Origin of the sequence: Pseudomonas sp. FGI182, assembly GCF_000511325.1 — a bacterium.
GTDB lineage: Bacteria > Pseudomonadota > Gammaproteobacteria > Pseudomonadales > Pseudomonadaceae > Aquipseudomonas > Aquipseudomonas putida_Z.
The window spans coordinates 1,874,803-1,897,704 of record NZ_CP007012.1 but is presented as its reverse complement, the minus strand read 5'-3'; the positions used below and the strand labels follow the sequence as shown (position 1 = coordinate 1,897,704).

The 22,902-nt window shown below is 61.2% G+C and carries 17 protein-coding genes, 2 tRNA genes and 3 rRNA genes; 12 read left to right on the top strand and 10 right to left on the bottom strand.

Going from position 1 to position 22,902, the window contains the following annotated elements:
* Positions 1-295: 295 nt before the first annotated feature.
* From rrf to C163_RS08465, 6 genes are all read right to left on the bottom strand, one after another.
* A 5S ribosomal RNA gene (gene rrf, locus C163_RS08490) occupies positions 296-411 on the bottom strand.
* A 136-nt stretch (positions 412-547) separates the two neighbouring features.
* Positions 548-3,439: ribosomal RNA gene (locus tag C163_RS08485) — 23S ribosomal RNA — on the bottom strand.
* Between the two features lie 242 nt (positions 3,440-3,681).
* A tRNA-Ala gene (locus C163_RS08480) sits at positions 3,682-3,757 on the bottom strand.
* Positions 3,758-3,781: 24 nt separating this feature from the next.
* Positions 3,782-3,858: transfer RNA gene (locus C163_RS08475), tRNA-Ile, on the bottom strand.
* An 85-nt stretch (positions 3,859-3,943) separates the two neighbouring features.
* Positions 3,944-5,480: ribosomal RNA gene (locus C163_RS08470) — 16S ribosomal RNA — on the bottom strand.
* Together the 16S, 23S and 5S rRNA genes with 2 tRNA genes alongside form the textbook arrangement of a ribosomal RNA operon.
* Before the next feature lie 798 nt (positions 5,481-6,278).
* Positions 6,279-7,229: an IS110 family transposase gene (locus C163_RS08465; RefSeq protein ID WP_025337292.1), complete on the bottom strand. Its 951-nt coding sequence runs from the start codon at positions 7,227-7,229 to the stop codon at positions 6,279-6,281.
* A 357-nt stretch (positions 7,230-7,586) separates the two neighbouring features.
* On the opposite strand from C163_RS08465, the gene rhtA reads away from it, so the two are divergent.
* On the top strand, positions 7,587-8,474 hold the full coding sequence (rhtA, locus tag C163_RS08460) for a threonine/homoserine exporter RhtA (RefSeq protein WP_025338391.1): 888 nt from the start codon (positions 7,587-7,589) through the stop codon (positions 8,472-8,474).
* Between the two features lie 189 nt (positions 8,475-8,663).
* Entirely contained in the window at positions 8,664-8,945 is a 282-nt protein-coding gene (locus tag C163_RS08455; RefSeq protein WP_025338390.1) for a hypothetical protein, read from the top strand.
* A gap of 41 nt (positions 8,946-8,986) precedes the next feature.
* On the opposite strand, the gene C163_RS08450 is transcribed toward C163_RS08455, so the two are convergent.
* The gene (locus C163_RS08450) at positions 8,987-10,795 is read right to left on the bottom strand and encodes an aminopeptidase P family protein (protein WP_025338389.1); all 1,809 of its coding nucleotides are present in this window, start codon (positions 10,793-10,795) and stop codon (positions 8,987-8,989) included.
* Positions 10,796-11,015: 220 nt separating this feature from the next.
* On the opposite strand from C163_RS08450, the gene C163_RS08445 reads away from it, so the two are divergent.
* Complete coding sequence (locus C163_RS08445; protein WP_025338388.1) at positions 11,016-12,134, top strand: DUF3182 family protein; 1,119 nt, start codon at positions 11,016-11,018, stop codon at positions 12,132-12,134.
* Positions 12,118-12,888, top strand: a complete 771-nt coding sequence (locus C163_RS08440; protein WP_025338387.1) for a S9 family peptidase — start codon at positions 12,118-12,120, stop codon at positions 12,886-12,888. The genes C163_RS08445 and C163_RS08440 overlap by 17 nt, the downstream gene beginning before the upstream one ends.
* On the opposite strand, the gene C163_RS08435 is transcribed toward C163_RS08440, so the two are convergent.
* Both C163_RS08435 and C163_RS08430 read right to left on the bottom strand, forming a co-directional pair.
* Positions 12,867-13,247: an antibiotic biosynthesis monooxygenase gene (locus C163_RS08435; protein ID WP_025338386.1), complete on the bottom strand. Its 381-nt coding sequence runs from the start codon at positions 13,245-13,247 to the stop codon at positions 12,867-12,869. The genes C163_RS08440 and C163_RS08435 overlap by 22 nt on opposite strands.
* Positions 13,248-13,353: 106 nt before the next feature.
* Positions 13,354-14,337, bottom strand: a complete 984-nt coding sequence (locus C163_RS08430) for a GlxA family transcriptional regulator (RefSeq protein ID WP_025338385.1) — start codon at positions 14,335-14,337, stop codon at positions 13,354-13,356.
* A gap of 82 nt (positions 14,338-14,419) precedes the next feature.
* On the opposite strand from C163_RS08430, the gene C163_RS08425 reads away from it, so the two are divergent.
* Entirely contained in the window at positions 14,420-14,968 is a 549-nt protein-coding gene (locus C163_RS08425; RefSeq protein ID WP_025338384.1) for a cysteine hydrolase family protein, read from the top strand.
* A gap of 125 nt (positions 14,969-15,093) precedes the next feature.
* On the opposite strand, the gene C163_RS08420 is transcribed toward C163_RS08425, so the two are convergent.
* Complete coding sequence (locus tag C163_RS08420; RefSeq protein ID WP_025338383.1) at positions 15,094-15,657, bottom strand: helix-turn-helix domain-containing protein; 564 nt, start codon at positions 15,655-15,657, stop codon at positions 15,094-15,096.
* A gap of 83 nt (positions 15,658-15,740) precedes the next feature.
* Here C163_RS08420 and C163_RS08415 point away from each other — a divergent pair, with 83 nt between their 5' ends.
* The 7 genes from C163_RS08415 to C163_RS08385 all read left to right on the top strand — a co-directional run bounded on the left by C163_RS08415 (position 15,741) and on the right by C163_RS08385 (position 22,899).
* Positions 15,741-16,691: a DMT family transporter gene (locus C163_RS08415; protein WP_025338382.1), complete on the top strand. Its 951-nt coding sequence runs from the start codon at positions 15,741-15,743 to the stop codon at positions 16,689-16,691.
* A 150-nt stretch (positions 16,692-16,841) separates the two neighbouring features.
* Complete coding sequence (locus tag C163_RS08410; protein ID WP_025338381.1) at positions 16,842-19,757, top strand: monovalent cation/H+ antiporter subunit A; 2,916 nt, start codon at positions 16,842-16,844, stop codon at positions 19,755-19,757.
* Positions 19,757-20,101, top strand: coding sequence for a Na+/H+ antiporter subunit C (locus C163_RS08405; RefSeq protein ID WP_013971840.1), 345 nt, complete (start codon positions 19,757-19,759; stop codon positions 20,099-20,101). Before C163_RS08410 ends, C163_RS08405 begins: the two co-directional genes overlap by 1 nt.
* Positions 20,098-21,777, top strand: coding sequence for a monovalent cation/H+ antiporter subunit D (locus C163_RS08400; RefSeq protein WP_025338380.1), 1,680 nt, complete (start codon positions 20,098-20,100; stop codon positions 21,775-21,777). The genes C163_RS08405 and C163_RS08400 overlap by 4 nt, the downstream gene beginning before the upstream one ends.
* Complete coding sequence (locus C163_RS08395; RefSeq protein WP_025338379.1) at positions 21,774-22,262, top strand: Na+/H+ antiporter subunit E; 489 nt, start codon at positions 21,774-21,776, stop codon at positions 22,260-22,262. The genes C163_RS08400 and C163_RS08395 overlap by 4 nt, the downstream gene beginning before the upstream one ends.
* Entirely contained in the window at positions 22,259-22,537 is a 279-nt protein-coding gene (locus C163_RS08390) for a K+/H+ antiporter subunit F (RefSeq protein WP_003259015.1), read from the top strand. Before C163_RS08395 ends, C163_RS08390 begins: the two co-directional genes overlap by 4 nt.
* The gene (locus C163_RS08385; protein ID WP_025338378.1) at positions 22,534-22,899 is read left to right on the top strand and encodes a Na+/H+ antiporter subunit G; all 366 of its coding nucleotides are present in this window, start codon (positions 22,534-22,536) and stop codon (positions 22,897-22,899) included. The genes C163_RS08390 and C163_RS08385 overlap by 4 nt, the downstream gene beginning before the upstream one ends.
* Positions 22,900-22,902: the final 3 nt, after the last annotated feature.

Sequence of the window (22,902 nt, the reverse complement as noted above, 5' to 3'; positions counted from 1 at the left end):
ATAAATGACGCACATTTCATGATTGCTTTTCGGAGCTACGCGGGGCCCTGTGGGAGCAACTGTCTTGCTCAAATTCTAAAAGTTGGCGCGATCCCCTGTGGGAGCGGCCTTGTGTCGCGAAAGGGCTGCAAAGCAGCCCCAGCAATTTCAACTGTTGCGCATCAATCCTGGGGCCGCTTTGCGGCCCTTTCGCGACACAAGGCCGCTCCCACAGGGGCTGCGTATGCCGGGAATTTTTGCACCACAAAGACAAAACCCCTACCTGCATGCGCAGATAGGGGTTTTGCGAAATGAATCTTGACGATGACCTACTCTCACATGGGGAAACCCCACACTACCATCGGCGATGCATCGTTTCACTGCTGAGTTCGGGATGGGATCAGGTGGTTCCAATGCTCTATGGTCGTCAAGAAATTCTGTTGCCAGAATGTCCAGATGGACAGCCCAGCGAATTCGGATATGCGATATTTGTGATGTTGCGAACTTTCGGTTCTTTCGTCTTCACCACCACAATTTGGCTTTCGTGCGCAAATTGCTTGGGTGTTATATGGTCAAGCCTCACGGGCAATTAGTATTGGTTAGCTCAACGCCTCACAGCGCTTACACACCCAACCTATCAACGTCGTAGTCTTCGACGGCCCTTCAGGGGATTCAAGATCCCAGTGAGATCTCATCTTGAGGCAAGTTTCCCGCTTAGATGCTTTCAGCGGTTATCTCTTCCGAACATAGCTACCCGGCAATGCCACTGGCGTGACAACCGGAACACCAGAGGTTCGTCCACTCCGGTCCTCTCGTACTAGGAGCAGCCCCTCTCAAATCTCAAACGTCCACGGCAGATAGGGACCGAACTGTCTCACGACGTTCTAAACCCAGCTCGCGTACCACTTTAAATGGCGAACAGCCATACCCTTGGGACCGGCTTCAGCCCCAGGATGTGATGAGCCGACATCGAGGTGCCAAACACCGCCGTCGATATGAACTCTTGGGCGGTATCAGCCTGTTATCCCCGGAGTACCTTTTATCCGTTGAGCGATGGCCCTTCCATACAGAACCACCGGATCACTAAGACCTACTTTCGTACCTGCTCGACGTGTTTGTCTCGCAGTCAAGCGCGCTTTTGCCTTTATACTCTACGACCGATTTCCGACCGGTCTGAGCGCACCTTCGTACTCCTCCGTTACTCTTTGGGAGGAGACCGCCCCAGTCAAACTACCCACCATACACTGTCCTCGATCCGGATAACGGACCTGAGTTAGAACCTCAAAGTTGCCAGGGTGGTATTTCAAGGATGGCTCCATGAGAACTGGCGTCCCCACTTCAAAGCCTCCCACCTATCCTACACAAGCAAATTCAAAGTCCAGTGCAAAGCTATAGTAAAGGTTCACGGGGTCTTTCCGTCTAGCCGCGGATACACTGCATCTTCACAGCGATTTCAATTTCACTGAGTCTCGGGTGGAGACAGCGCCGCCATCGTTACGCCATTCGTGCAGGTCGGAACTTACCCGACAAGGAATTTCGCTACCTTAGGACCGTTATAGTTACGGCCGCCGTTTACCGGGGCTTCGATCAAGAGCTTCGCTTGCGCTAACCCCATCAATTAACCTTCCGGCACCGGGCAGGCGTCACACCCTATACGTCCACTTTCGTGTTTGCAGAGTGCTGTGTTTTTAATAAACAGTCGCAGCGGCCTGGTATCTTCGACCGGCATGGGCTTACGGAGCAAGTCCTTCACCCTCGCCGGCGCACCTTCTCCCGAAGTTACGGTGCCATTTTGCCTAGTTCCTTCACCCGAGTTCTCTCAAGCGCCTTGGTATTCTCTACCTAACCACCTGTGTCGGTTTGGGGTACGGTTCCCAGTTATCTGAAGCTTAGGAGCTTTTCTTGGAAGCATGGTATCAACCACTTCGTCGCCTAACGGCAACTCGTCATCAGCTCTCGGCCTTGAAATCCCGGATTTGCCTAAGATTTCAGCCTACCACCTTAAACCTGGACAACCAACGCCAGGCTGGCCTAACCTTCTCCGTCCCTCCATCGCAATAACTGGAAGTACAGGAATATTAACCTGTTTTCCATCGACTACGCTTTTCAGCCTCGCCTTAGGGACCGACTAACCCTGCGTCGATTAACGTTGCGCAGGAAACCTTGGTCTTTCGGCGTGCGAGTTTTTCACTCGCATTGTCGTTACTCATGTCAGCATTCGCACTTCTGATACCTCCAGCAAGCTTCTCAACTCACCTTCACAGGCTTACAGAACGCTCCTCTACCGCGTCATCAAAGATGACACCCGTAGCTTCGGTGCATGGTTTGAGCCCCGTTACATCTTCCGCGCAGGCCGACTCGACTAGTGAGCTATTACGCTTTCTTTAAAGGGTGGCTGCTTCTAAGCCAACCTCCTAGCTGTCTAAGCCTTCCCACATCGTTTCCCACTTAACCATGACTTTGGGACCTTAGCTGACGGTCTGGGTTGTTTCCCTTTTCACGACGGACGTTAGCACCCGCCGTGTGTCTCCCATGCTCGGCACTTCCAGGTATTCGGAGTTTGCATCGGTTTGGTAAGTCGGGATGACCCCCTAGCCGAAACAGTGCTCTACCCCCTGGAGTGATACATGAGGCGCTACCTAAATAGCTTTCGAGGAGAACCAGCTATCTCCGAGCTTGATTAGCCTTTCACTCCGATCCACAGGTCATCCGCTAACTTTTCAACGGTAGTCGGTTCGGTCCTCCAGTCAGTGTTACCTAACCTTCAACCTGCCCATGGATAGATCGCCCGGTTTCGGGTCTATACCCAGCGACTAAACGCCCTATTAAGACTCGCTTTCGCTACGCCTCCCCTATTCGGTTAAGCTCGCCACTGAATATAAGTCGCTGACCCATTATACAAAAGGTACGCAGTCACCTAACAAAGTAGGCTCCCACTGCTTGTACGCATACGGTTTCAGGTTCTATTTCACTCCCCTCTCCGGGGTTCTTTTCGCCTTTCCCTCACGGTACTGGTTCACTATCGGTCAGTCAGTAGTATTTAGCCTTGGAGGATGGTCCCCCCATATTCAGACAAAGTTTCTCGTGCTCCGTCCTACTCGATTTCATTGACAAGAGATTTTCGTGTACGGGGCTATCACCCACTATGGCCGCACTTTCCAGAGCGTTCCACTAATCTCAAATCAACTTAAGGGCTGGTCCCCGTTCGCTCGCCACTACTAAGGGAATCTCGGTTGATTTCTTTTCCTCAGGGTACTTAGATGTTTCAGTTCCCCTGGTTCGCCTCTTGCACCTATGTATTCAGTACAAGATACTCAGCTTGTGCTGAGTGGGTTCCCCCATTCAGAGATCTCTGGATCACAGTCTGTTTGCCGACTCCCCAAAGCTTATCGCAGGCTACCACGTCTTTCATCGCCTCTGACTGCCAAGGCATCCACCGTATGCGCTTCTTCACTTGACCATATAACCCCAAGCAATCTGGTTATACTGTGAAGACGACATTCGCCGAAAATTCGCATGTTGCTCTTTCGAGCAGAACTCACAAATTTTACCTTAGCCTGATTTCCAGCAGTGAAACTGGTCATCAGTCTATATCTATCACATATCCGAATTTTTAAAGAACGATCTGACAAAAGTCAGAAATCAACATTCGAACTGAATGTTCATTTCTAAGTTCTGACAAGCTACTGCGTACGGCGAAAGTGGTGGAGCCAAGCGGGATCGAACCGCTGACCTCCTGCGTGCAAGGCAGGCGCTCTCCCAGCTGAGCTATGGCCCCGTATTCTACGGCTGAACCATGTAATGGTAGGTCTGGGCAGATTTGAACTGCCGACCTCACCCTTATCAGGGGTGCGCTCTAACCAACTGAGCTACAGACCTATAACAGGGTCGCGTTACAGCATCGTCTTTTACAATGAATCAAGCAATTCGTGTGGGAGCTCATCAGCAGGCTGATGTCGTCGATTAAGGAGGTGATCCAGCCGCAGGTTCCCCTACGGCTACCTTGTTACGACTTCACCCCAGTCATGAATCACACCGTGGTAACCGTCCTCCCGAAGGTTAGACTAGCTACTTCTGGTGCAACCCACTCCCATGGTGTGACGGGCGGTGTGTACAAGGCCCGGGAACGTATTCACCGCGACATTCTGATTCGCGATTACTAGCGATTCCCACTTCACGCAGTCGAGTTGCAGACTGCGATCCGGACTACGATCGGTTTTGTGAGATTAGCTCCACCTCGCGGCTTGGCAACCCTCTGTACCGACCATTGTAGCACGTGTGTAGCCCAGGCCGTAAGGGCCATGATGACTTGACGTCATCCCCACCTTCCTCCGGCTTGTCACCGGCAGTCTCCTTAGAGTGCCCACCATAACGTGCTGGTAACTAAGGACAAGGGTTGCGCTCGTTACGGGACTTAACCCAACATCTCACGACACGAGCTGACGACAGCCATGCAGCACCTGTGTCAGAGCTCCCGAAGGCACCAATCCATCTCTGGAAAGTTCTCTGCATGTCAAGGCCTGGTAAGGTTCTTCGCGTTGCTTCGAATTAAACCACATGCTCCACCGCTTGTGCGGGCCCCCGTCAATTCATTTGAGTTTTAACCTTGCGGCCGTACTCCCCAGGCGGTCAACTTAATGCGTTAGCTGCGCCACTAAAATCTCAAGGATTCCAACGGCTAGTTGACATCGTTTACGGCGTGGACTACCAGGGTATCTAATCCTGTTTGCTCCCCACGCTTTCGCACCTCAGTGTCAGTATCAGTCCAGGTGGTCGCCTTCGCCACTGGTGTTCCTTCCTATATCTACGCATTTCACCGCTACACAGGAAATTCCACCACCCTCTACCGTACTCTAGCTCGCCAGTTTTGGATGCAGTTCCCAGGTTGAGCCCGGGGCTTTCACATCCAACTTAACGAACCACCTACGCGCGCTTTACGCCCAGTAATTCCGATTAACGCTTGCACCCTCTGTATTACCGCGGCTGCTGGCACAGAGTTAGCCGGTGCTTATTCTGTCGGTAACGTCAAAACAGCAAGGTATTAGCTTACTGCCCTTCCTCCCAACTTAAAGTGCTTTACAATCCGAAGACCTTCTTCACACACGCGGCATGGCTGGATCAGGCTTTCGCCCATTGTCCAATATTCCCCACTGCTGCCTCCCGTAGGAGTCTGGACCGTGTCTCAGTTCCAGTGTGACTGATCATCCTCTCAGACCAGTTACGGATCGTCGCCTTGGTGAGCCATTACCCCACCAACTAGCTAATCCGACCTAGGCTCATCTGATAGCGCAAGGCCCGAAGGTCCCCTGCTTTCTCCCGTAGGACGTATGCGGTATTAGCGTTCCTTTCGAAACGTTGTCCCCCACTACCAGGCAGATTCCTAGGCATTACTCACCCGTCCGCCGCTGAATCAAGGAGCAAGCTCCCGTCATCCGCTCGACTTGCATGTGTTAGGCCTGCCGCCAGCGTTCAATCTGAGCCATGATCAAACTCTTCAGTTCAATACTGCTTGGGTTTTTAAGAAACCCTAAACTTGGCTCAGCAATCTCAAATGACTATGTGATTTCTCGCATGGTCACTTGTGATGCTGATAATCTTTGTGACTATCAGTCCGTACTCACAAGCACCCACACGAATTGCTTGATTCGATTTGTTAAAGAGCGTTTGGTTAAGAGCTTTTCGTCTCAACCGAGGCGCGCATTCTACGCTTTCCTCATTTGCTGTCAAGCGTTTATTTTGAAGTTTTTTGCGAGAAACTCGTTTAGCTTCAAACACTTGACTCAACAGGGTGGCTGGCTTTGCTTCGCTACCGCGTTGGAGTGGTGCGCATTATAGGGCGGCGTTTCAGGAGGTCAACCTTTAATTTCAATAATTTAGGTTTTTTTGAAAAAGACCGCGTCAGGGCCGCCAGGTGCTCGCCGCAAGCCTTGCAGCGCCTGTGAGATCGAGCGCCGCCCGCGCGGCGCTTCGCGGGACAAGCCCGCTCCCACATTTGTTGCAACGTGCCGAACCTGTCAGGCCATGGTTGTCAGCCTGGTTGCCTTGACGCGGTTTCCCGGCTGGCGCTACCGCCGCCTCGCCGGTCTCAAACACTCCGCCAAAGCGGGCAACGCCTCTCCCGCAGGCATGGCCACGTTGCAACAAATGTGGGAGCAACTGTCTTGCTCAATTTCAAAAAGCTGGCGCGATCCCTGTGGGAGCGGGCTTGCCCGCGAACACGGGCGAAGCCCGTGCCATCCACCACGGTGTTGGCTTCGCGGGCAAGCCCGCTTCCAGGCGGCTCACGCTGCGTTCTGGATTTACGTTGTACCTTCAGGCTGCGGTAGCACTAGATCGAGCCATGATGTACCCGTTCTGAGCATGGCATTTAACCGCACGATGAACGTTCTCATGCAGGCCACGATAGCGACTTTGGGAAGTTTTCCGCGCTCCCGCAGTGACTGATAACGAGCCTTGAGTGCTGGGTTGTATTTCATCGCCACAAGGCATGCCATGTACAGCGATCGCCTGACCGCAAATCGCCCGCCAGAGATAGAGCGCTTGCCCATGAATTTCCCGCTGTCGTGGTTGAAGGGCGCCACCCCAACCAGGGAGGCAATTTCTCTGGACTCAACCCGACCTAGCTCCGGCAGCAGCGCTATTAGTTTGCCCGCTGTCACCATCCCAATGCCTTTCACTTTGATCAGCTGGGCAACCCGTTCGTCGTTCAGCATCGCGATTTGCTGTTCGATCTCACACTCAACCCGTTTGATCTGCGCCTTGAAGTGTTTCAGGTTGGCATTCAGGTAGTTAGCAACTGCAGTCGATTGCACCTGCTTCAGGCGCCGCAGGTCGTCATCTCGCTGTTGAACCATCCGATCACGTTGCTGAAGCAACTCTCGCAGAAGCGCTCGTTCGGGGCTGACTCGCAGAGAGGGTTGATCTGGAATGACTTCGGCATAGTGCGCCAGAACCTCGGCGTCGATGGCGTCAGTCTTGGCCTTGATGCCTAAAGAGTCAGCGAATGACCTGGCTCGCCTGGGATTGACGCGTATGACCTTGTAGCCAGCGTCCTGTAGAAAACACATGACATCTCGCTCGTAGCCACCCGTCGCCTCTAACAGGACGCGCTTGATACTGAGCTTGCGAAGGCTCTCCAGTAGCGCCTCAAACCCTGTTGGATCATTGCTTAAATGCATTTTGATGCCCTGTGGCCGCACCGCAGCATCAAGGGAGAGACTGGAAACATCGATACCCAAGAAGGAAGCCATCACCAAAACCTCCTAAACTCAACACAGTGAGAGGACTTTGGCTTGGCCCACGCTTGTGATTCGAGATCAGAGCCGCATCCAACTGTTCGGGCTCTCGCCAAAGTGGAACGGTGAATGGCAGCTTTTGCTCCCACACGTGCTCAAGGCACCTACGGCATTCAGCTTGCCATTCACCGCTCTCACTCCAAATTCTAATCCCCCATCAAGACACAAGCGGGCTTGTCCCGCGAAGCGCCGCGCGGGCGGCGCCCGATCTCACAGGCACCGAAAATACAACGCCATGCACCTTGCCCCCCATCCTCATAATTGCGCACTATATTGCTCACCCCCACCTCGCTCAAGGATCGCTGCACAGAAATGAACACCCAGCCCCGCAGCCTGGCCGCCACCCTCTTCCCGATCGGCCTGCTGCTCATCGCCATGGCATCGATACAGTCCGGTGCCTCCCTGGCCAAAAGCATGTTCCCCCTCATCGGCGCCCAAGGCACCACCACCCTGCGCCTGATCTTTGCCAGCATCATCATGCTACTGATCCTGCGCCCGTGGCGGGTGCGCATGACCCGCAACGCCCTGCGCAACGTCATCATCTACGGCATGGCGCTGGGCGGCATGAACTTCCTCTTCTATATGGCCCTGCAAACGGTACCGATCGGCATCGCCGTGGCACTGGAGTTCACCGGCCCGCTGGCCGTGGCGATCTTCTCCTCGCGCCGGCCGATCGACTTCCTGTGGATTGCGCTGGCCATCGTCGGCCTGCTGCTGTTGTTGCCGGCCGGCCATGGCGGGCAGGCCCTCGACCCGGTTGGCGCAGCCTATGCCCTGGGCGCGGGCGTATGCTGGGCACTGTACATTCTGTTCGGGCAGCGGGCCGGGGCCGAGCATGGCATCCAGAGTGCCGCACTGGGCGTTGTGGTCGCCGCGCTGTTCGTTGCCCCCATCGGTATCGCCCACGCCGGCAGCGCTTTGCTCACACCCGCCGTGATCCCCATGGCCCTGGGCGTTGCGGTGCTGTCCACCGCCCTGCCCTACAGCCTGGAAATGGTTGCCCTCACGCGCATCCCGGCACGCACCTTCGGCACCCTCATGAGCATCGAACCAGCCTTCGGCGCACTGTCCGGCCTGCTGTTCCTGGGCGAGGTCCTGACGATTACCCAGTGGCTGGCCATCCTGGCGATCATTACCGCGTCGGTTGGCACCACCCTGTCCATGCGCAAGGAACCCAGCCCGGCCGTCGCAGCAGACTGATATGAGAAATATTTTCATTTGAGACAGGATTAGTGATTGTAGCGACCCGTCTCGCTGATTAAGCTGTCACAGAATCATCATCTTTACGCTATCTACTGGACCGAACACGGACGCTGGGGAAATTTCAGGAAGAACCAAAGCGATAACGACAGGGCCATACAGCTATCAGCCCTGCATTTAAGGACAGGAATGAAACGTATTTTGCTCATCCTGGCCATCTTGGCTATTGCTGGATGTGCCGCCACGGCCAAGACTGAGGTCAAAAGGGGCAAGAAAGGCCTGCATATCAATTGCTCCGGCCTGTCTTCCTCGTGGGACAACTGCTACAGCAAGGCCGCAAGCTCCTGCAGCACGCGCGGCTACCGGGTCATTGCACGCTCGGGCGATAGCGATGAAGAACCCGGTGACTACTTGTTCGGCATCAACCCGGCGGGTTACACCAGCCGCAGCATGATCGTCATCTGCAAGTAGAAAAAAGGGCAGCTCGCAAGCTGCCCTTTTCATTTGCCACCTTACAAGGGCGCGGTACGCGCTTCCAGCCAGGCCAGCGCGTCACCCTTGAGCAACGGTGCCAGGCGCTCGCGTACCGTGGCGTGATAGCCGTTCAACCAGTCCACCTCTTCCCTGGCCAGCAGTTCGGGCACCAGGCAGCGGGTATCGATCGGGCACAGCGTCAGGGTCTCGAAGTTCAGGAAGTCGCCGAAGGCGCTCTTGCCGGCCTCGCGGTTGACCACCAGGTTCTCGATGCGCACACCCCACTGCCCTGGGCGGTACGTGCCCGGCTCGATCGAGCTGATCATGCCCACCTGCATCGCGGTCTGCGGCGTGGGCGCCGCCTGGTAGGCAATGACCTGCGGCCCCTCGTGCACATTCATGAAGTAACCCACCCCATGCCCGGTGCCGTGGCCGTAATCCACCTGGTCAGCCCAGATCGGTGCCCGGGCAATGGCATCGAGCAACGGCGACAGCACGCCACGCGGGAAGGTGGCCCGCGACAGGGCGATCATGCCTTTGAGTACGCGCGTGCAATCCTGCTTCTGTGCAAGGCTCGGGTTGCCCACCGGCACCATGCGGGTGATGTCGGTGGTACCGCCAAGGTACTGCCCGCCCGAATCGATCAGCAGCAGACCATCGCCCTCGATGACCGCATGCGACTGCTCGGTGGCACGGTAATGCGGCATCGCGCCATTGCCATTGAAGGCGGCAATGGTCGAGAAGCTCAACGACACGAAGCCTGGGCGGCGGGCACGCGCGGCACTCAACTGCTCGTCGACCGTCAGTTCGGTAACCCGCTCCCGACCGAGGTTGGCCTCGAGCCAGGCGAAGAACTCGCACAAGGCCGCGCCGTCCTGCTCCATCACCTGGCGGATGTGCACCAGATCGTCATCACCTTTGCACGACTTGCTCAGGGTGCTGGGGTTGAGCCCCTCGACCAGTTCCACCCCGGCCGGCAGGTTATCCAGCAGGCCGCAGGTTACCCGGGCCGGGTCGACCAGCAATCGGCTGCCGGCCGGCATGGCGGCAAGGGCATTGCCTGCTTCGGCGTAGTCGCGCGCCTCGATACCGTCGGCCGCCAGCACCTGGCGTAGATGTTCGTCGAGCTTGTCCTGGCCGACGAACAGGATGGCCTGCTGCTGGCTGATCAAGGCAAAGGCGACGAACACCGGGTTATAGGACACATCGCTACCGCGCAGGTTGAACAGCCAGGCAATGTCATCCAGGGTAGCGATGAAATGCCAGTCGGCCCCCTTGGTCTGCACGCTCTGGCGCAACTGCGCCAGCTTCTCCGCACGGCTTACCGTGGCGTGCGGTGGCAAATGCTGGTAGACCGGGTTGCCTGGCAGCGCCGGGCGCCCTTCCCATACCTGGCCCAGCAGGTCCTTGTCCGTCACCAGTCGCGCCCCGCGCGCCTTCAGCCGGTCGCCAAGCTGGCGCGCCGAAGCCAGGGCCATGACCGCACCGTCTACCGCCACGCTGCCATTGGTCTCGACGTGCTCGCCCAGCCATTCCAGCGCACCAGGCTTGCCCGGCAAAAGCTTCATCAGCTCGATGCCGCTGCCAGCCAGCTCGTGTTCCGCCTGTTCCCAGTAGCGGCTATCGACCCACAGCCCGGCAAAGTCAGCCGTGACCACCAGCGTGCCGACCGAGCCGTGGAAACCCGACAGCCACTGGCGCCCTTGCCAGTAACCGGGCAGGTATTCGGAAAGATGGGGGTCGGCCGAGGGTACCAGCAAGGCATCGATGCCCTCTGCGGCCATGGCCTGGCGAACCTGCGCCAGGCGCTGCGGCACGCTTTGCCCAAAGGTGGTCTGAACGTTCATGCGCTCTCCTGCGGCTACATCACGGTTTATCCAGTGCGCCGATAATGGAACAGCCGCCGAAGCCCTGCAATCGTGGCGACCGACACACGGCATGCATTGCCCGTCACGCCCTTCGCATACCGGACATTTCCTACAGACGGGCCAGGACCACCGATCAAGTTCCGCTGAACTTCCTCAAAGCACCGGCTTCACACTCAGTACATTCATTGCACACAGGCAAATGACCATGCCCAATGCCTGCGCCCCTAAAAGCGGCGTGGTGCTGCTCGACACCCGAGCGCACACCCCCGACCACGAGCATGCCGTGCACCTGAAGCTTGCCGATGGCCTGGCCCGCCTGCTGGGCTGCCCACACGTGCAACCCAGCCAGCCACCAAGCGCCACCGATGGCTACTACTACCTGCCCACCGAAACCCTGGTCGACCCCAAGCGCCATGCCGCCCTGGGCATCTGCAGCGAGCAGGACCTGTTCGGTGGCCTGGTCGCACACCCCTACATGGCGACCAAGGCGATCTCCCACCCGTTGCCGGCCGGGGCCAGTTTCCCGCCGGGCTGGACCGATGCCTTCGCCCGCCAAGCCAGCGACGCCCTGCTGCGCGGCTACACCGTGTTCAGCAAGGCTGATGCGCGCACCGCCGCACAGCTGTTATTGACGGACGGCCCGTTGCGAATCAAGCCGGTACTGGCCTGCGCCGGCCGTGGGCAACAGGTCATCACCACGGCCGATGAGCTGGAACCGCTGCTGGCCGGCATGGATGACCAGGACCTTGCGCTGTGGGGGCTGGTGCTCGAGGAAGACCTGAGCGAAGTGCAAACCTTCAGCGTCGGCCAGGTACGTGTCGCCGGCCTGACCTGCAGCTATCACGGTACCCAGCAACTGACCCGCGACCACCAGGGCACGGAAGTGTATGGCGGCTCCGACCTGGTAGTGGTGCGCGGTGACTACCAGGCACTGCTGCAACTGCCGCTGGACGAGCCGCTGCGCCTGGCCATCAACCAGGCGATGGCCTACGAGCAGGCCGCCGAGCAGCACTTCCCCGGCTTCATCGCCTCACGGCGCAACTACGACATCGCCCGCGGCGTCAACCCCCTGGGCCACCTGCGCAGCGGCGTACTCGAGCAATCCTGGCGCCTGGGCGGAGCCAGCAGTGCCGAGCTGCTGGCCTTGCAGGCGTTCGCCGACGACCCGGCATTGCAACGGGTGCGTGCCTCTACCCATGAAGTGTTCGGCACCCCCGAACTGCCCACTGACGCCACCCTCTTTTACCAAGGAAACGACAGTGAACTCGGACAACTCAGCAAATTCGCGCGGATTCGTGAACATGACCATTCAGAGTGAAACCGTTGAACTGCAGGTCGAGGATGACAGCATCGTCGGCACCCTGGTCAGCCCCGGCAGCAAGATGCCCGGCATCCTCTTCGTCCACGGGTGGGGTGGCAGCCAGCAACGCGACCTGGCCCGCGCCCGGCATATCACCGGGCTGGGCTGCGTGTGCATGACCTTCGACCTGCGCGGCCACGAAAAAACCGAAAGCCAACGGCTGACGGTCACCCGCGAACAGAACCTGACCGACCTGCTGGTGGCCTACGACCGGCTGGTAAGCCACCCGGCCGTCGACACCAGTGCCATCGCCATCATCGGCAGCAGCTACGGCGGCTACCTGGCCACCCTGCTGACCCGTGAGCGGCCGGTCAAATGGCTGGCCCTGCGGGTACCCGCGATGTACTGGGACGACGAATGGAACCTCCCCAAGCAAACCCTCGACCGGCAACGGTTGAACGCCTACCGCCAGCGCCCGCTCGGCCCGGCGGACAACCGCGCACTGGCAGCCTGTGCCGAGTTCGGTGGCGATGTACTGCTGGTGGAGTCCGAGCAGGACGACTATGTGCCGCACAGCACCTTGATGAGCTACCGCTCGGCATTCGTCAGCGCCCATTCGCTCACCCACCGCATCGTCGACGGTGCCGACCACGCGTTGTCCAGCGAAGAGAGCCAGAAAGCCTACAGTTCGATCCTGGCGGCATGGATCAGTGAAATGGTCGTTGGCGCCCGCCTGGACCGCTACCCGCACTACGCGCCCTGGTATGCCTGAGGCTCGCCCACCTGACAATGCAGGCCGCCATCGGCGCCGCGCACCAGGCTACGCAGGGTCTGGTAGGCAGCAAAGTTGACCCCACGCGCCTGATGCTGGCCAAGCAGTTCGAGGAAAGGTTCCCCGACGAAATAAACGGCCGCCGCTGCCCACGCCTGGCGGGACTGCCATTGCAGGTACTGCAGCACCCGGCTGCCATCGTCGCTGGCCTGGATACTGACACCCTGCAGCCCTTCGCAACGCGCGGCCAGCGCTTCGCTGCGCGCCACCAGCGCCTGGGCCAACGCCTGCTGGAACCTGCCGGGTACTTCGTATTCGATCATCTGGGTAAACCACAGGGCATGGGATGTTGCCGTCATGAACGGTCTCCTGGTGACGGACGCCTACAGCGCGATGCCGAGCAGGGTAAAACCTCAAGTTATGTCAAGGTCAAGCGGTTTTCCGCACTGGGAACGCCCCCGTGCCCTAACCCGATACCGCGAAGCGCCGCCGGTAATCACTCGGGGTCAGGCCGGTGATGCGCTGAAACACCTTGCGAAACGCTCCCGGGTCCTGGTAACCGACGCCCCAGGCGATCTGCTCGACATTGCGCCGGGTGAACTCCAGCAAGCGGCACGCCCGCCCCACCCTCACCTGCTGGCAGTACTCGGTTGGCCGTAGCCCCGTGGCAGCACGAAAACGCCGCAGGAAGGTGCGTTCCTCCAGCCCCGCGCACGCTGCCATGCTGGCCAGGTCGGCATCCTGCCCACCGTTGCCCTGCAACCAGTGCTGCACTTTCAGCACCGCCTCATCGCCATGGTCCAGGCGTGGATTGAACACTGCACCGGGCAGTGGCGCCGCGACCGGGTCGACCGCCAGGTAGCGGGCAGTTTCCCGCGCCACCGTCGCGCCCATGAAGCGCTCCAGCAAGCGCAAGCCCAGGTCGGTCCAGGCCATCAACCCGGCCGAGGTGACGATGTCGCCATCGTCCAGCAACGGTTGCTGGGCCTCGACCCGCACCTTGGGAAAACGCTGGGCAAGCGAATGCACGTAGTTCCAGTGGGTGCAGGCCGGGCGCCCGTCGAGCAGGCCACTAGCGGCGATGAAGAACACCCCGATGCACACCGACGCCAGCACCGTGCCGTGCCCGTGCAACTGGCATAACGACGCACGATGGCGCTCAAGCAGCTCACCCTGAGGTGCCGACTCCAGGCTCGGCGGAATGATCAGCACCCGCAGATCGGCCGCGGCGGCAGGTGGGCTCTCAGGGGCAGGCTGCAACTGCCCCGCCTCGTCTGCCTGCCAGAAGCTGATACGCACCGATGGCAACACGACGGCCCCCAGTTCGGCAACCACCCGATTGGCCACCAGGAACAGGTCGGCCAGCCCATGCACGGCAGCACGTTGCGCGCCGGGGTACAGCAGCAGGCCGATGTCCAGGCTGGCGGGGTTGTCAGTTTTTGCCTGCATAGTGTCGTTCGCGCCAATCCTCAGGTCAGTGCACACAGCCTATAACTAACGTCATCCAACGACTACTGCCACAGGAGGCAGCATGAGCAAGCAGGCGCTGATCATCATCGACATCCAGAACGACTACTTCCCGGGCGGCAAATGGACCCTCGATGGTGCCGACCAGGCGGCCGACAATGCTGCCCGCCTGTTGGCGGCGGCGCGTCAACGGGGCGACCTGGTGGTACATGTGCGGCATGAGTTCGACAGCGCCGATGCGCCGTTCTTCGCGCCAGGCTCGCAGGGTGCGGCGATCCATGCCAAGGTCGAGCCTCAGGCCGGTGAACCGGTGGTGCTCAAGCACAAGGTCAACGCCTTCCTCGGCACCGACCTTGAGCACACGCTGGACCGGCATGGCGTCGAGGCCCTGACCATCGTCGGCAGCATGAGCCACATGTGCATCGACGCCGCCATCCGGGCCGCGGCCGACCTCGGTTACGACGTGACCGTGGCGCACGACGCCTGTGCCACACTGCCACTGGAGTTCGATGGCAAGCAGGTGCCGGCGGCGCAGGTGCATGATTCGGTGATGGCGGCGTTGGCGTTTGCCTATGCCAAGGTGGTCAGGACCGATGAGTTGCTGAATAGCTGATCAGGCTTGCTCAGCACCTGTGGGAGCGGGCGTGCCCGCGAATCAGGCGACGCGGAGGATGGCACCGGCTCCGCCGGTGTTCGCGGGCATGCCCGCTCCCACAGGTGGTGCAGCCCTGCGCGCTCTTAGATCACCACATTGCGCACAAACCGCACCGCAACCGCCCCATCGTTGCGATAGGCATACCGGCAATTGCTGGGAAACACATGGAACTGCCCGACCTGCAGGCGATGCTCGGCCCCTTCGATAATCAGCGTCAGTTGCCCTTGCGCCACATAGATCTGCTCGCTCCAGCCCTCGGCATCAGCCTCGCTGGAATAGCACTCGCCCGGTGCCAGGGTCCATTCCCACAGCTCCACCTCGCGCCGCGCCACACTGCTGCCCAGCAGCACCGCCCGGCTCTGCGGGTGCTCCCCGGCCCAGGCCAACTCTTCGATGCGCCCGGGATCACGCTGGTCAGGTGCCTGGATCAGGGTACTGAAAGCCACGCCCAAGGCTTCGGCAATCAGGTCGAGGGTAGTCAGGCTGACATTCTTTTCGCCCGCCTCGATCGCCACCAGCATGCGCCGACTGACACCGGAGCGTTCCGCCAGCGCCGTCTGGCTCATGCCCGTGGCATTGCGCAGGCTGCGTACATTGAGGCTGACATGTTGCAGCACCGATGCCCGGTGCGAGGAATCTTTGTGCACTATATTGCTCACTGGTCGGTATTGCGCAGTATACTGCCCACTTTGCGGCGATTGTGCGCCGCCCCCTCCGAGTGCGCAAGACCATGAGCCAGCCCAGCAGCAAACCGACCCCTGCCGTTGCCTTTCGCCTGAGCAAGGCCGAACTGGTGCTGGTGTTCATCACCATGCTGTGGGGCGGCACCTTCCTGCTGGTGCACAACGTGATGACCGTCAGCGGCCCGATGTTCTTCGTCGGCCTGCGCTTCGCTGCAGCCGCGCTGTTCGTCGGGGTGGTCTCGGCGCGGGCGCTGCCGGGGCTGACCTTCACCGAACTGAAGGCCGGCATGCTGATCGGGGTGTCGATCATGCTCGGCTACGGCCTGCAGACCATGGGCCTGCAAACCATCAGCAGCAGCCAGTCGGCGTTCATCACCGCGCTGTACGTGCCGTTCGTGCCGCTGCTGCAATGGCTGGTGCTGGGCCGGCGCCCCGGCCTGATGCCCAGCATCGGTATTGCCCTGGCGTTCATCGGCCTGATGCTGCTGGCCGGCCCTGAGGGTGGCAGCCTGCACTTCAGCGAAGGCGAGCTGGTAACCCTGGTCAGCGCCGTGGCCATTGCCGGCGAAATCATCCTGATCAGCCGCTACGCGGGCCAGGTCGATGTGCGCCGGGTCACCGTGGTGCAGCTGGCAACCGCCTCGCTGCTGGCGTTCCTGATGATCGTGCCGACCCAGGAGCGCATACCCGACTTTTCCTGGCTGCTGCTGGCCAGTGCCGTGGGGTTGGGCGCCATGAGCGCGGTGATCCAGGTGGCAATGAACTGGGCGCAGAAGTCGGTCTCGCCCACCCGCGCCACCCTCATCTATGCCGGCGAACCGGTATGGGCCGGGATCGTCGGGCGCATCGCCGGTGAGCGCCTGCCGGGCGTGGCACTGCTCGGCGGCCTGCTGATCGTGATCGCGGTGGTGGTCAGCGAACTCAAGGTACGCCGCCCGCGCGAGGTGGCCGAAGCACGGGACGTGCAGGATGAAGGCGAACGCCAGGCTGGCCTGTAAAGCCGCCAACTGCGGCTATGCTTTGTAAGAATCTGTTATAAAAAAACAGCTTGTCACAGCCTGTTTGTAGGATTCTGCGACAGCTTGCGTGTTGGTGATCAACCCCTCGGCACGTATGATTCTTTGCAAACTTCTCCAGAATAGAACGCTATGTCATTGATAGTGCTATTGCTTCTGCCGTTCGTGGGCAGTTGCCTGGCAGCCGTGCTGCCGCACAACGCACGTAACGCGGAGTCCATTCTCGCCGGGCTCGTGGCCCTGGTCGGCACTGTCCAGGTAGCACTGCTGTACCCTCAGGTTGCCCACGGTGGCGTGATTCGCGAAGAATTCCTCTGGCTGCCCAGCCTGGGGTTGAACCTGGTGCTGCGCATGGACGGCTTCGCCTGGCTGTTCTCGCTGCTGGTGCTGGGCATCGGTACGCTGGTGTCGCTGTATGCCCGCTACTACATGTCGCCACAGGACCCGGTGCCGCGCTTCTTCGCCTTCTTCCTCGCGTTCATGGGCGCCATGCTCGGCCTGGTGATCTCCGGCAACCTGATCCAGCTGGTGTTCTTCTGGGAACTCACCAGCCTGTTCTCGTTCCTGCTGATCGGTTACTGGCACCACCGTGCCGACGCCCGCCGCGGCGCCTACATGGCGCTGATGGTCACGGGCGCGGGCGGCTTGTGCCTGCTGGTGGGTGCCCTGCTGCTCGGCCATGTGGTCGGCAGCTACGACCTGGACAAGGTCCTGGCTGCCGGCAACACCATCCGCGAGCATGCGCTGTACCCGGTGCTGCTGCCACTGATCCTCATCGGCGCCCTGAGCAAGAGCGCACAATTCCCCTTCCAGTTCTGGCTGCCCCATGCCATGGCAGCGCCCACCCCGGTATCGGCTTACCTGCACTCGGCGACCATGGTCAAGGCCGGGGTGTTCCTGCTGGCGCGCCTGTGGCCGGTGCTGTCGGGCAGCGAGGAGTGGTTCTGGATCGTCGGCGGTGCCGGCGCCCTCACCCTGCTGCTCGGCGCCTTCGCCGCCATGTTCCAGAACGACCTCAAGGGCCTGCTGGCGTACTCGACCATCAGCCACCTGGGCCTGATTACCCTGCTGCTGGGCCTGAACAGCCCGCTGGCCGCCGTCGCGGCGGTGTTCCACATTCTCAACCACGCCACCTTCAAGGCCTCGTTGTTCATGGCCGCCGGCATCATCGACCACGAAAGCGGTACCCGTGACATCCGCCGCCTCAGCGGGCTGATACGCCTGGTGCCATACACCGCCACCCTGGCCATGGTGGCCAGCGCCTCGATGGCCGGCGTGCCGTTGATGAACGGTTTCCTGTCCAAGGAAATGTTCTTCGCCGAAACGGTGTTCATCAGCTCCACTGCCTGGGTCGAGGCCACGCTGCCGGTGATCGCCACCCTGGCCGGCACCTTCAGCGTGGCCTATGCCCTGCGTTTCACCGTCGATGTGTTCTTCGGCCCCACGGCGCAGGACCTCCCGCACACCCCGCACGAACCGCCACGCTGGATGCGTGCGCCGGTCGAACTGCTGGTGCTTACCTGCCTGGTGGTGGGCATCTTCCCTGCCCAGTCGGTCGGCCCGCTGCTGGCCGCCGCCGCCCTGCCGGTGGTGGGCGGCACCCTGCCGGAATACAGCCTGGCCATCTGGCATGGCTGGAACGCGCCGCTGATCATGAGCCTGGTGGCCATGAGCGGCGGTATCGTGCTGTATCTGCTGCTGCGCAAGCAGCTGCGCCTGGGCCGCTTCCCCTACCCGCCAGTGATCGAGCGTTTCAACGGCAAGCGCCTGTTCGAACACGGCCAGGTGCAACTGATGCTGCTGGCGCGGCGCATCGAGCGCCTGCTCACCAGCCGCCGCCTGCAGTCGCAGCTGTTCATGCTGGTGCTCGCCGCCTTCCTCGCCGGCCTCACCCCCATGCTCTACAGCGGCCTGAGCTGGGGTGACCGGCCGAAGATTCCAGGCTCGGGCGTGTTCGTCGCGCTGTGGCTGATCGCCATTGCCTGCGCCATCGGCGCCGCCTACCAGGCCAAGTATCACCGTTTGGCGGCGTTGATCATGGTCAGCGTCTGCGGCCTGATGACCTGCATCACCTTCGTCTGGTTCTCCGCGCCCGACCTGGCCCTGACCCAGCTGGTGGTGGAAGTGGTCACCACCGTACTGATCCTGCTCGGCCTGCGCTGGCTGCCGCGGCGGATCGAAGGCGTATCGCCGCTGCCGGGCAGCCTGGAGCGTGCGCGCATGCGCCGCCTACGCGACCTGCTGCTGGCGGTGCTGGTAGGTGGCGGCATGGCCGTGCTGTCCTACGCCATGCTCACCCGGCCGACGCCGAACGACATTTCCTCGTTCTACCTGAGCCGGGCCCTGCCCCAGGGCGGTGGCACCAACGTGGTCAATGTCATGCTGGTCGACTTCCGTGGTTTCGATACCCTCGGTGAAATCACCGTGCTGGTGGCCGTGGCGCTGACCGTGTTCGCCCTGCTGCGGCGCTTCCGCCCGCCGAAGGAAAGCATGCAACTGCCGGCGCAGCAGCGCCAGCTGGCACCCGACGTGGTCACCGACCTGATCAACCCTCGGCATGCCACCGACACCGCCCTGGGCTTCATGATGGTGCCTGCGGTGCTGGTGCGCCTGCTGCTGCCGATCGCCCTGCTGGTGTCGATGTACCTGTTCATGCGTGGCCACAACCAGCCCGGTGGCGGCTTTGTCGCCGGCCTGGTGATGTCGGTGGCGTTTATCCTGCAGTACATGGTGGCCGGCACCCAGTGGGTCGAGGCGCAGATGAGCCTGCGCCCGCTGCGCTGGATGGGCACCGGGCTGCTGTGCGCAACCCTGACCGGCGCGGGCGCCATGCTGCTGGGCTACCCGTTCCTCACCACCCATACCGCCCACCTGCACCTGCTGTTGCTCGGCGATGTGCACGTGGCCAGCGCGCTGTTCTTCGATGTCGGCGTGTTTACCGTGGTGGTCGGCTCGACCCTGCTGATCCTCACTGCCCTGGCGCACCAGTCGGTGCGCGCCTACCGCCCGGGCAACCCGGCGAAAACCAGCCAAGCAGGAGCCGCCTGATGGAAGAAGTGATTGCAGTTGCCATCGGCGTTCTGGCCGCCTCGGGGGTGTGGCTGATCCTGCGCCCGCGAACCTACCAGGTGATCATGGGCCTGTGCCTGCTGTCGTACGGGGTCAACCTGTTCATCTTCAGCATGGGCAGCCTGTTCATCGGCAAGGAACCGATCATCAAGGACGGCGTGCCCCAGGACCTGTTGCACTACACCGACCCGCTGCCGCAGGCCCTGGTACTCACCGCCATCGTCATCAGCTTCGCCATGACCGCGCTGTTCCTGGTGGTGTTGCTGGCCTCGCGCGGCCTGACCGGTACCGACCACGTGGATGGCCGGGAGCGTGACGAATGAGTGGCATGAGCCAATTGATCATCGCGCCCATCCTGCTGCCCCTGGTGACCGCGGCAGTGATGTTGCTGCTGGGCGAGAAACACCGGCAGATAAAAGCCCGGCTGAACCTGCTGTCGACCTTCGCCGGCCTGGCCATCGCGGTCAGCCTGCTACTGTGGGTGCGCACCCAGGGCCAGGCGGAATCGATCGGTGTCTACCTGCCAGGCAACTGGCCGGCGCCGTTCGGCATCGTGCTGGTGGTCGACCACCTGTCGGCCCTGCTGCTGACCCTCACCGGCATCATCGGCTTCAGTGCCCTGCTGTTTGCCCGCGCCCGCTGGGACGGTGCCGGGGCCAGCTTCCACGCACTGTTCCAGATCCAGCTAATGGGCCTGTACGGCGCCTTCCTCACCGCCGACCTGTTCAACCTGTTCGTGTTCTTCGAGGTGCTGCTGGCCGCTTCCTATGGCCTGCTGCTGCATGGCTCGGGCCGCGCCCGGGTGCGTGCCGGCCTGCATTACATTGCCATCAACCTGTTCGCCTCGTCACTGTTCCTGATCGGCGCAGCGATGCTGTATGGCGTGACCGGCACCCTGAACATGGCCGACCTGGCCCTGAAGATTCCGCTGGTGCCGGAGGCCGACCGCGGCCTGCTGCACGCCGGCGCGGCGATCCTGGCCATGGCCTTCCTGGTCAAGGCCGGCATCTGGCCGCTGAACTTCTGGCTGGTGCCGGCCTATGCCTCCGCCAGCGCGCCGGTGGCTGCGCTGTTCGCCATCATGACCAAGGTCGGCCTGTATGCCGTGCTGCGCCTGTGGACACTGCTGTTCTCCGGGCAGGCCGGGGCCTCGGCGCACTTCGGTGGTGAATGGCTGGTGTACGGTGGCCTGGTCACCCTGGCGGTGGCGGCGGTGTCGATCCTGGCCGCACAGCGCCTGGAGCGCATGGCCGCCCTCAGCATCCTGGTTTCGGCCGGCACCCTGCTCGGCGCCGTCGGTTTTGCGCAAGCGGCGCTGACCGGCGCGGCATTGTTCTACCTGGTCAACTCGACCCTGGCGCTGTGCGCGTTGTTCCTGCTCGCCGAACTGGTCGAACGTTCGCGCTCGGCCAACGAAGCACCGCTGGACGACGAAGAAGACGCCATGCCGCCACCGCTGGAATCACTGCACCCGCCCAAGGGCATCAACCTCGACGATGAGCAGAAGGTGGTGATCGGCCAGATCATCCCGTGGACCATGGCCTTCCTCGGCCTCAGCTTCATCGCCTGCGCCCTGCTGATCATCGGCATGCCGCCGCTGTCGGGCTTTGTCGGCAAGCTCAACCTGATCAGCGCGCTGTTCAACCCGCAGGGGCTGGGCGTACCTGCCGAGCAGCCGCTGGGCACGGCGGGCTGGGGCCTGGTGGCGTTGCTGATCCTGTCTGGCATGGCCTCGCTGATCGCCTTCGGCCGCATCGGCATCCAGCGTTTCTGGAAGCCTGAGGAACGCCCGTCGCCGGTGCTGCGCCGCTATGAATGCCTGCCCATCGTCATCCTGCTCGGCCTGTGCATCATCCTCAGCTTCAAGGCCGAACCGCTGCTGCGTTACACCCAGGACACCGCCGCCAGCCTGCAGGCCCCCGACGCCTATATCGAAGCCGTGATGGCCGCTCGGCCGATTCCTGGCCCCACCTCGCTCGACGTACAGGTGCAGCCATGAATCGACTGTTCCCCGCACCGTTGTTATCGGTTTCGCTGTTCGGCCTGTGGCTGTTGCTGAACCTGTCGGTCAGCCCCGGCAACCTGCTGCTGGCTGCCGCGCTTGGCGTGCTGGCGCCGCTGCTGATGGCACCGCTGCGCCCGCAGCATGCCCATGTGCGCCGGCCGCTGGCCATCGCACGGCTGATTGGCCGGGTCGGCATCGATGTGATCATGTCCAACCTGCTGGTTGCCCGTGGCGTGCTGCGCGCCGGCAAGCAGCCGCCGCGCTCGGCGTTCGTGCACATCCCGCTGGCCCTGCGCGACCCGCATGGCCTGGCGGCGCTGTCGATGATTACCACGGTAGTGCCCGGCACGGTCTGGTCCGAGCTGGCGCTGGACCGCAGCGTGTTGCTGCTGCATGTGTTCGACCTGGACGATGAGGCGGCCTTCATCCAGCACTTCAAGGACACCTACGAACGCCCGCTGATGGAGATTTTCCAATGACAGGCCTGCTCGCCAACGCTGTCCTCGCCAGCCTGTTCATCTTCGCCCTGGCCATGGCCCTGGCGCTTATCCGGCTGTTCCGCGGCCCGTCCGCCCAGGACCGGGTGCTGGCGCTGGACTACCTGTACATCCTGGCCATGCTGACCATGCTGGTACTGGGAATCCGTTATGCCAGTGACACCTACTTCGAAGGTGCCCTGCTGATTGCGCTGTTCGGTTTCGTTGGCTCGTTTGCCCTGGCCAAGTTCCTGCTGCGCGGTGAGGTGATCGAATGACTGAAACCCTGCAACTCCCCTTCTGGCTGGAGCTGGTCACTGCCGCGCTGCTGCTGACCGGCAGCCTGTTCGCCCTGATCGGTGCCGTGGGCCTGTTGCGGCTGAAGGACTACTTCCAGCGCATGCACCCGCCGGCACTGGCCTCGACCATTGGTGCCTGGTGCGTGGCACTGGCCTCGATCATCTACTTTTCCTGGCTCAAGGACGCCCCGGTGCTGCACGCCTGGCTGATTCCGATCTTGCTGTCGATCACCGTACCGGTGACCACACTGTTGCTGGCCCGGGCAGCGCTGTTCCGCAAGCGCATGGCGAAAGAGCCGGTACCTGAAGAAGTCAGCAGCGGCCGCGATCGCGGTAACTGAAAG

Bases quoted from the DNA above. Each gene is read 5' to 3' on its own strand.
- C163_RS08445 (WP_025338388.1), top strand. From the start codon at position 11,016: ATGACCATGCCCAATGCCTGCGCCCCTAAAAGCGGCGTGGTGCTGCTC.
- C163_RS08410 (WP_025338381.1), top strand. From the start codon at position 16,842: ATGTCATTGATAGTGCTATTGCTTCTGCCGTTCGTGGGCAGTTGCCTG.
- C163_RS08435 (WP_025338386.1), bottom strand. From the start codon at position 13,247: ATGACGGCAACATCCCATGCCCTGTGGTTTACCCAGATGATCGAATAC.
- C163_RS08430 (WP_025338385.1), bottom strand. From the start codon at position 14,337: ATGCAGGCAAAAACTGACAACCCCGCCAGCCTGGACATCGGCCTGCTG.
- C163_RS08400 (WP_025338380.1), top strand. From the start codon at position 20,098: ATGAGTGGCATGAGCCAATTGATCATCGCGCCCATCCTGCTGCCCCTG.
- C163_RS08465 (WP_025337292.1), bottom strand. From the start codon at position 7,229: ATGGCTTCCTTCTTGGGTATCGATGTTTCCAGTCTCTCCCTTGATGCT.
- C163_RS08450 (WP_025338389.1), bottom strand. From the start codon at position 10,795: ATGAACGTTCAGACCACCTTTGGGCAAAGCGTGCCGCAGCGCCTGGCG.
- C163_RS08425 (WP_025338384.1), top strand. From the start codon at position 14,420: ATGAGCAAGCAGGCGCTGATCATCATCGACATCCAGAACGACTACTTC.
- C163_RS08390 (WP_003259015.1), top strand. From the start codon at position 22,259: ATGACAGGCCTGCTCGCCAACGCTGTCCTCGCCAGCCTGTTCATCTTC.
- C163_RS08440 (WP_025338387.1), top strand. From the start codon at position 12,118: ATGACCATTCAGAGTGAAACCGTTGAACTGCAGGTCGAGGATGACAGC.
- C163_RS08395 (WP_025338379.1), top strand. From the start codon at position 21,774: ATGAATCGACTGTTCCCCGCACCGTTGTTATCGGTTTCGCTGTTCGGC.
- C163_RS08385 (WP_025338378.1), top strand. From the start codon at position 22,534: ATGACTGAAACCCTGCAACTCCCCTTCTGGCTGGAGCTGGTCACTGCC.
- C163_RS08415 (WP_025338382.1), top strand. From the start codon at position 15,741: ATGAGCCAGCCCAGCAGCAAACCGACCCCTGCCGTTGCCTTTCGCCTG.
- C163_RS08405 (WP_013971840.1), top strand. From the start codon at position 19,757: ATGGAAGAAGTGATTGCAGTTGCCATCGGCGTTCTGGCCGCCTCGGGG.
- C163_RS08455 (WP_025338390.1), top strand. From the start codon at position 8,664: ATGAAACGTATTTTGCTCATCCTGGCCATCTTGGCTATTGCTGGATGT.
- rhtA (WP_025338391.1), top strand. From the start codon at position 7,587: ATGAACACCCAGCCCCGCAGCCTGGCCGCCACCCTCTTCCCGATCGGC.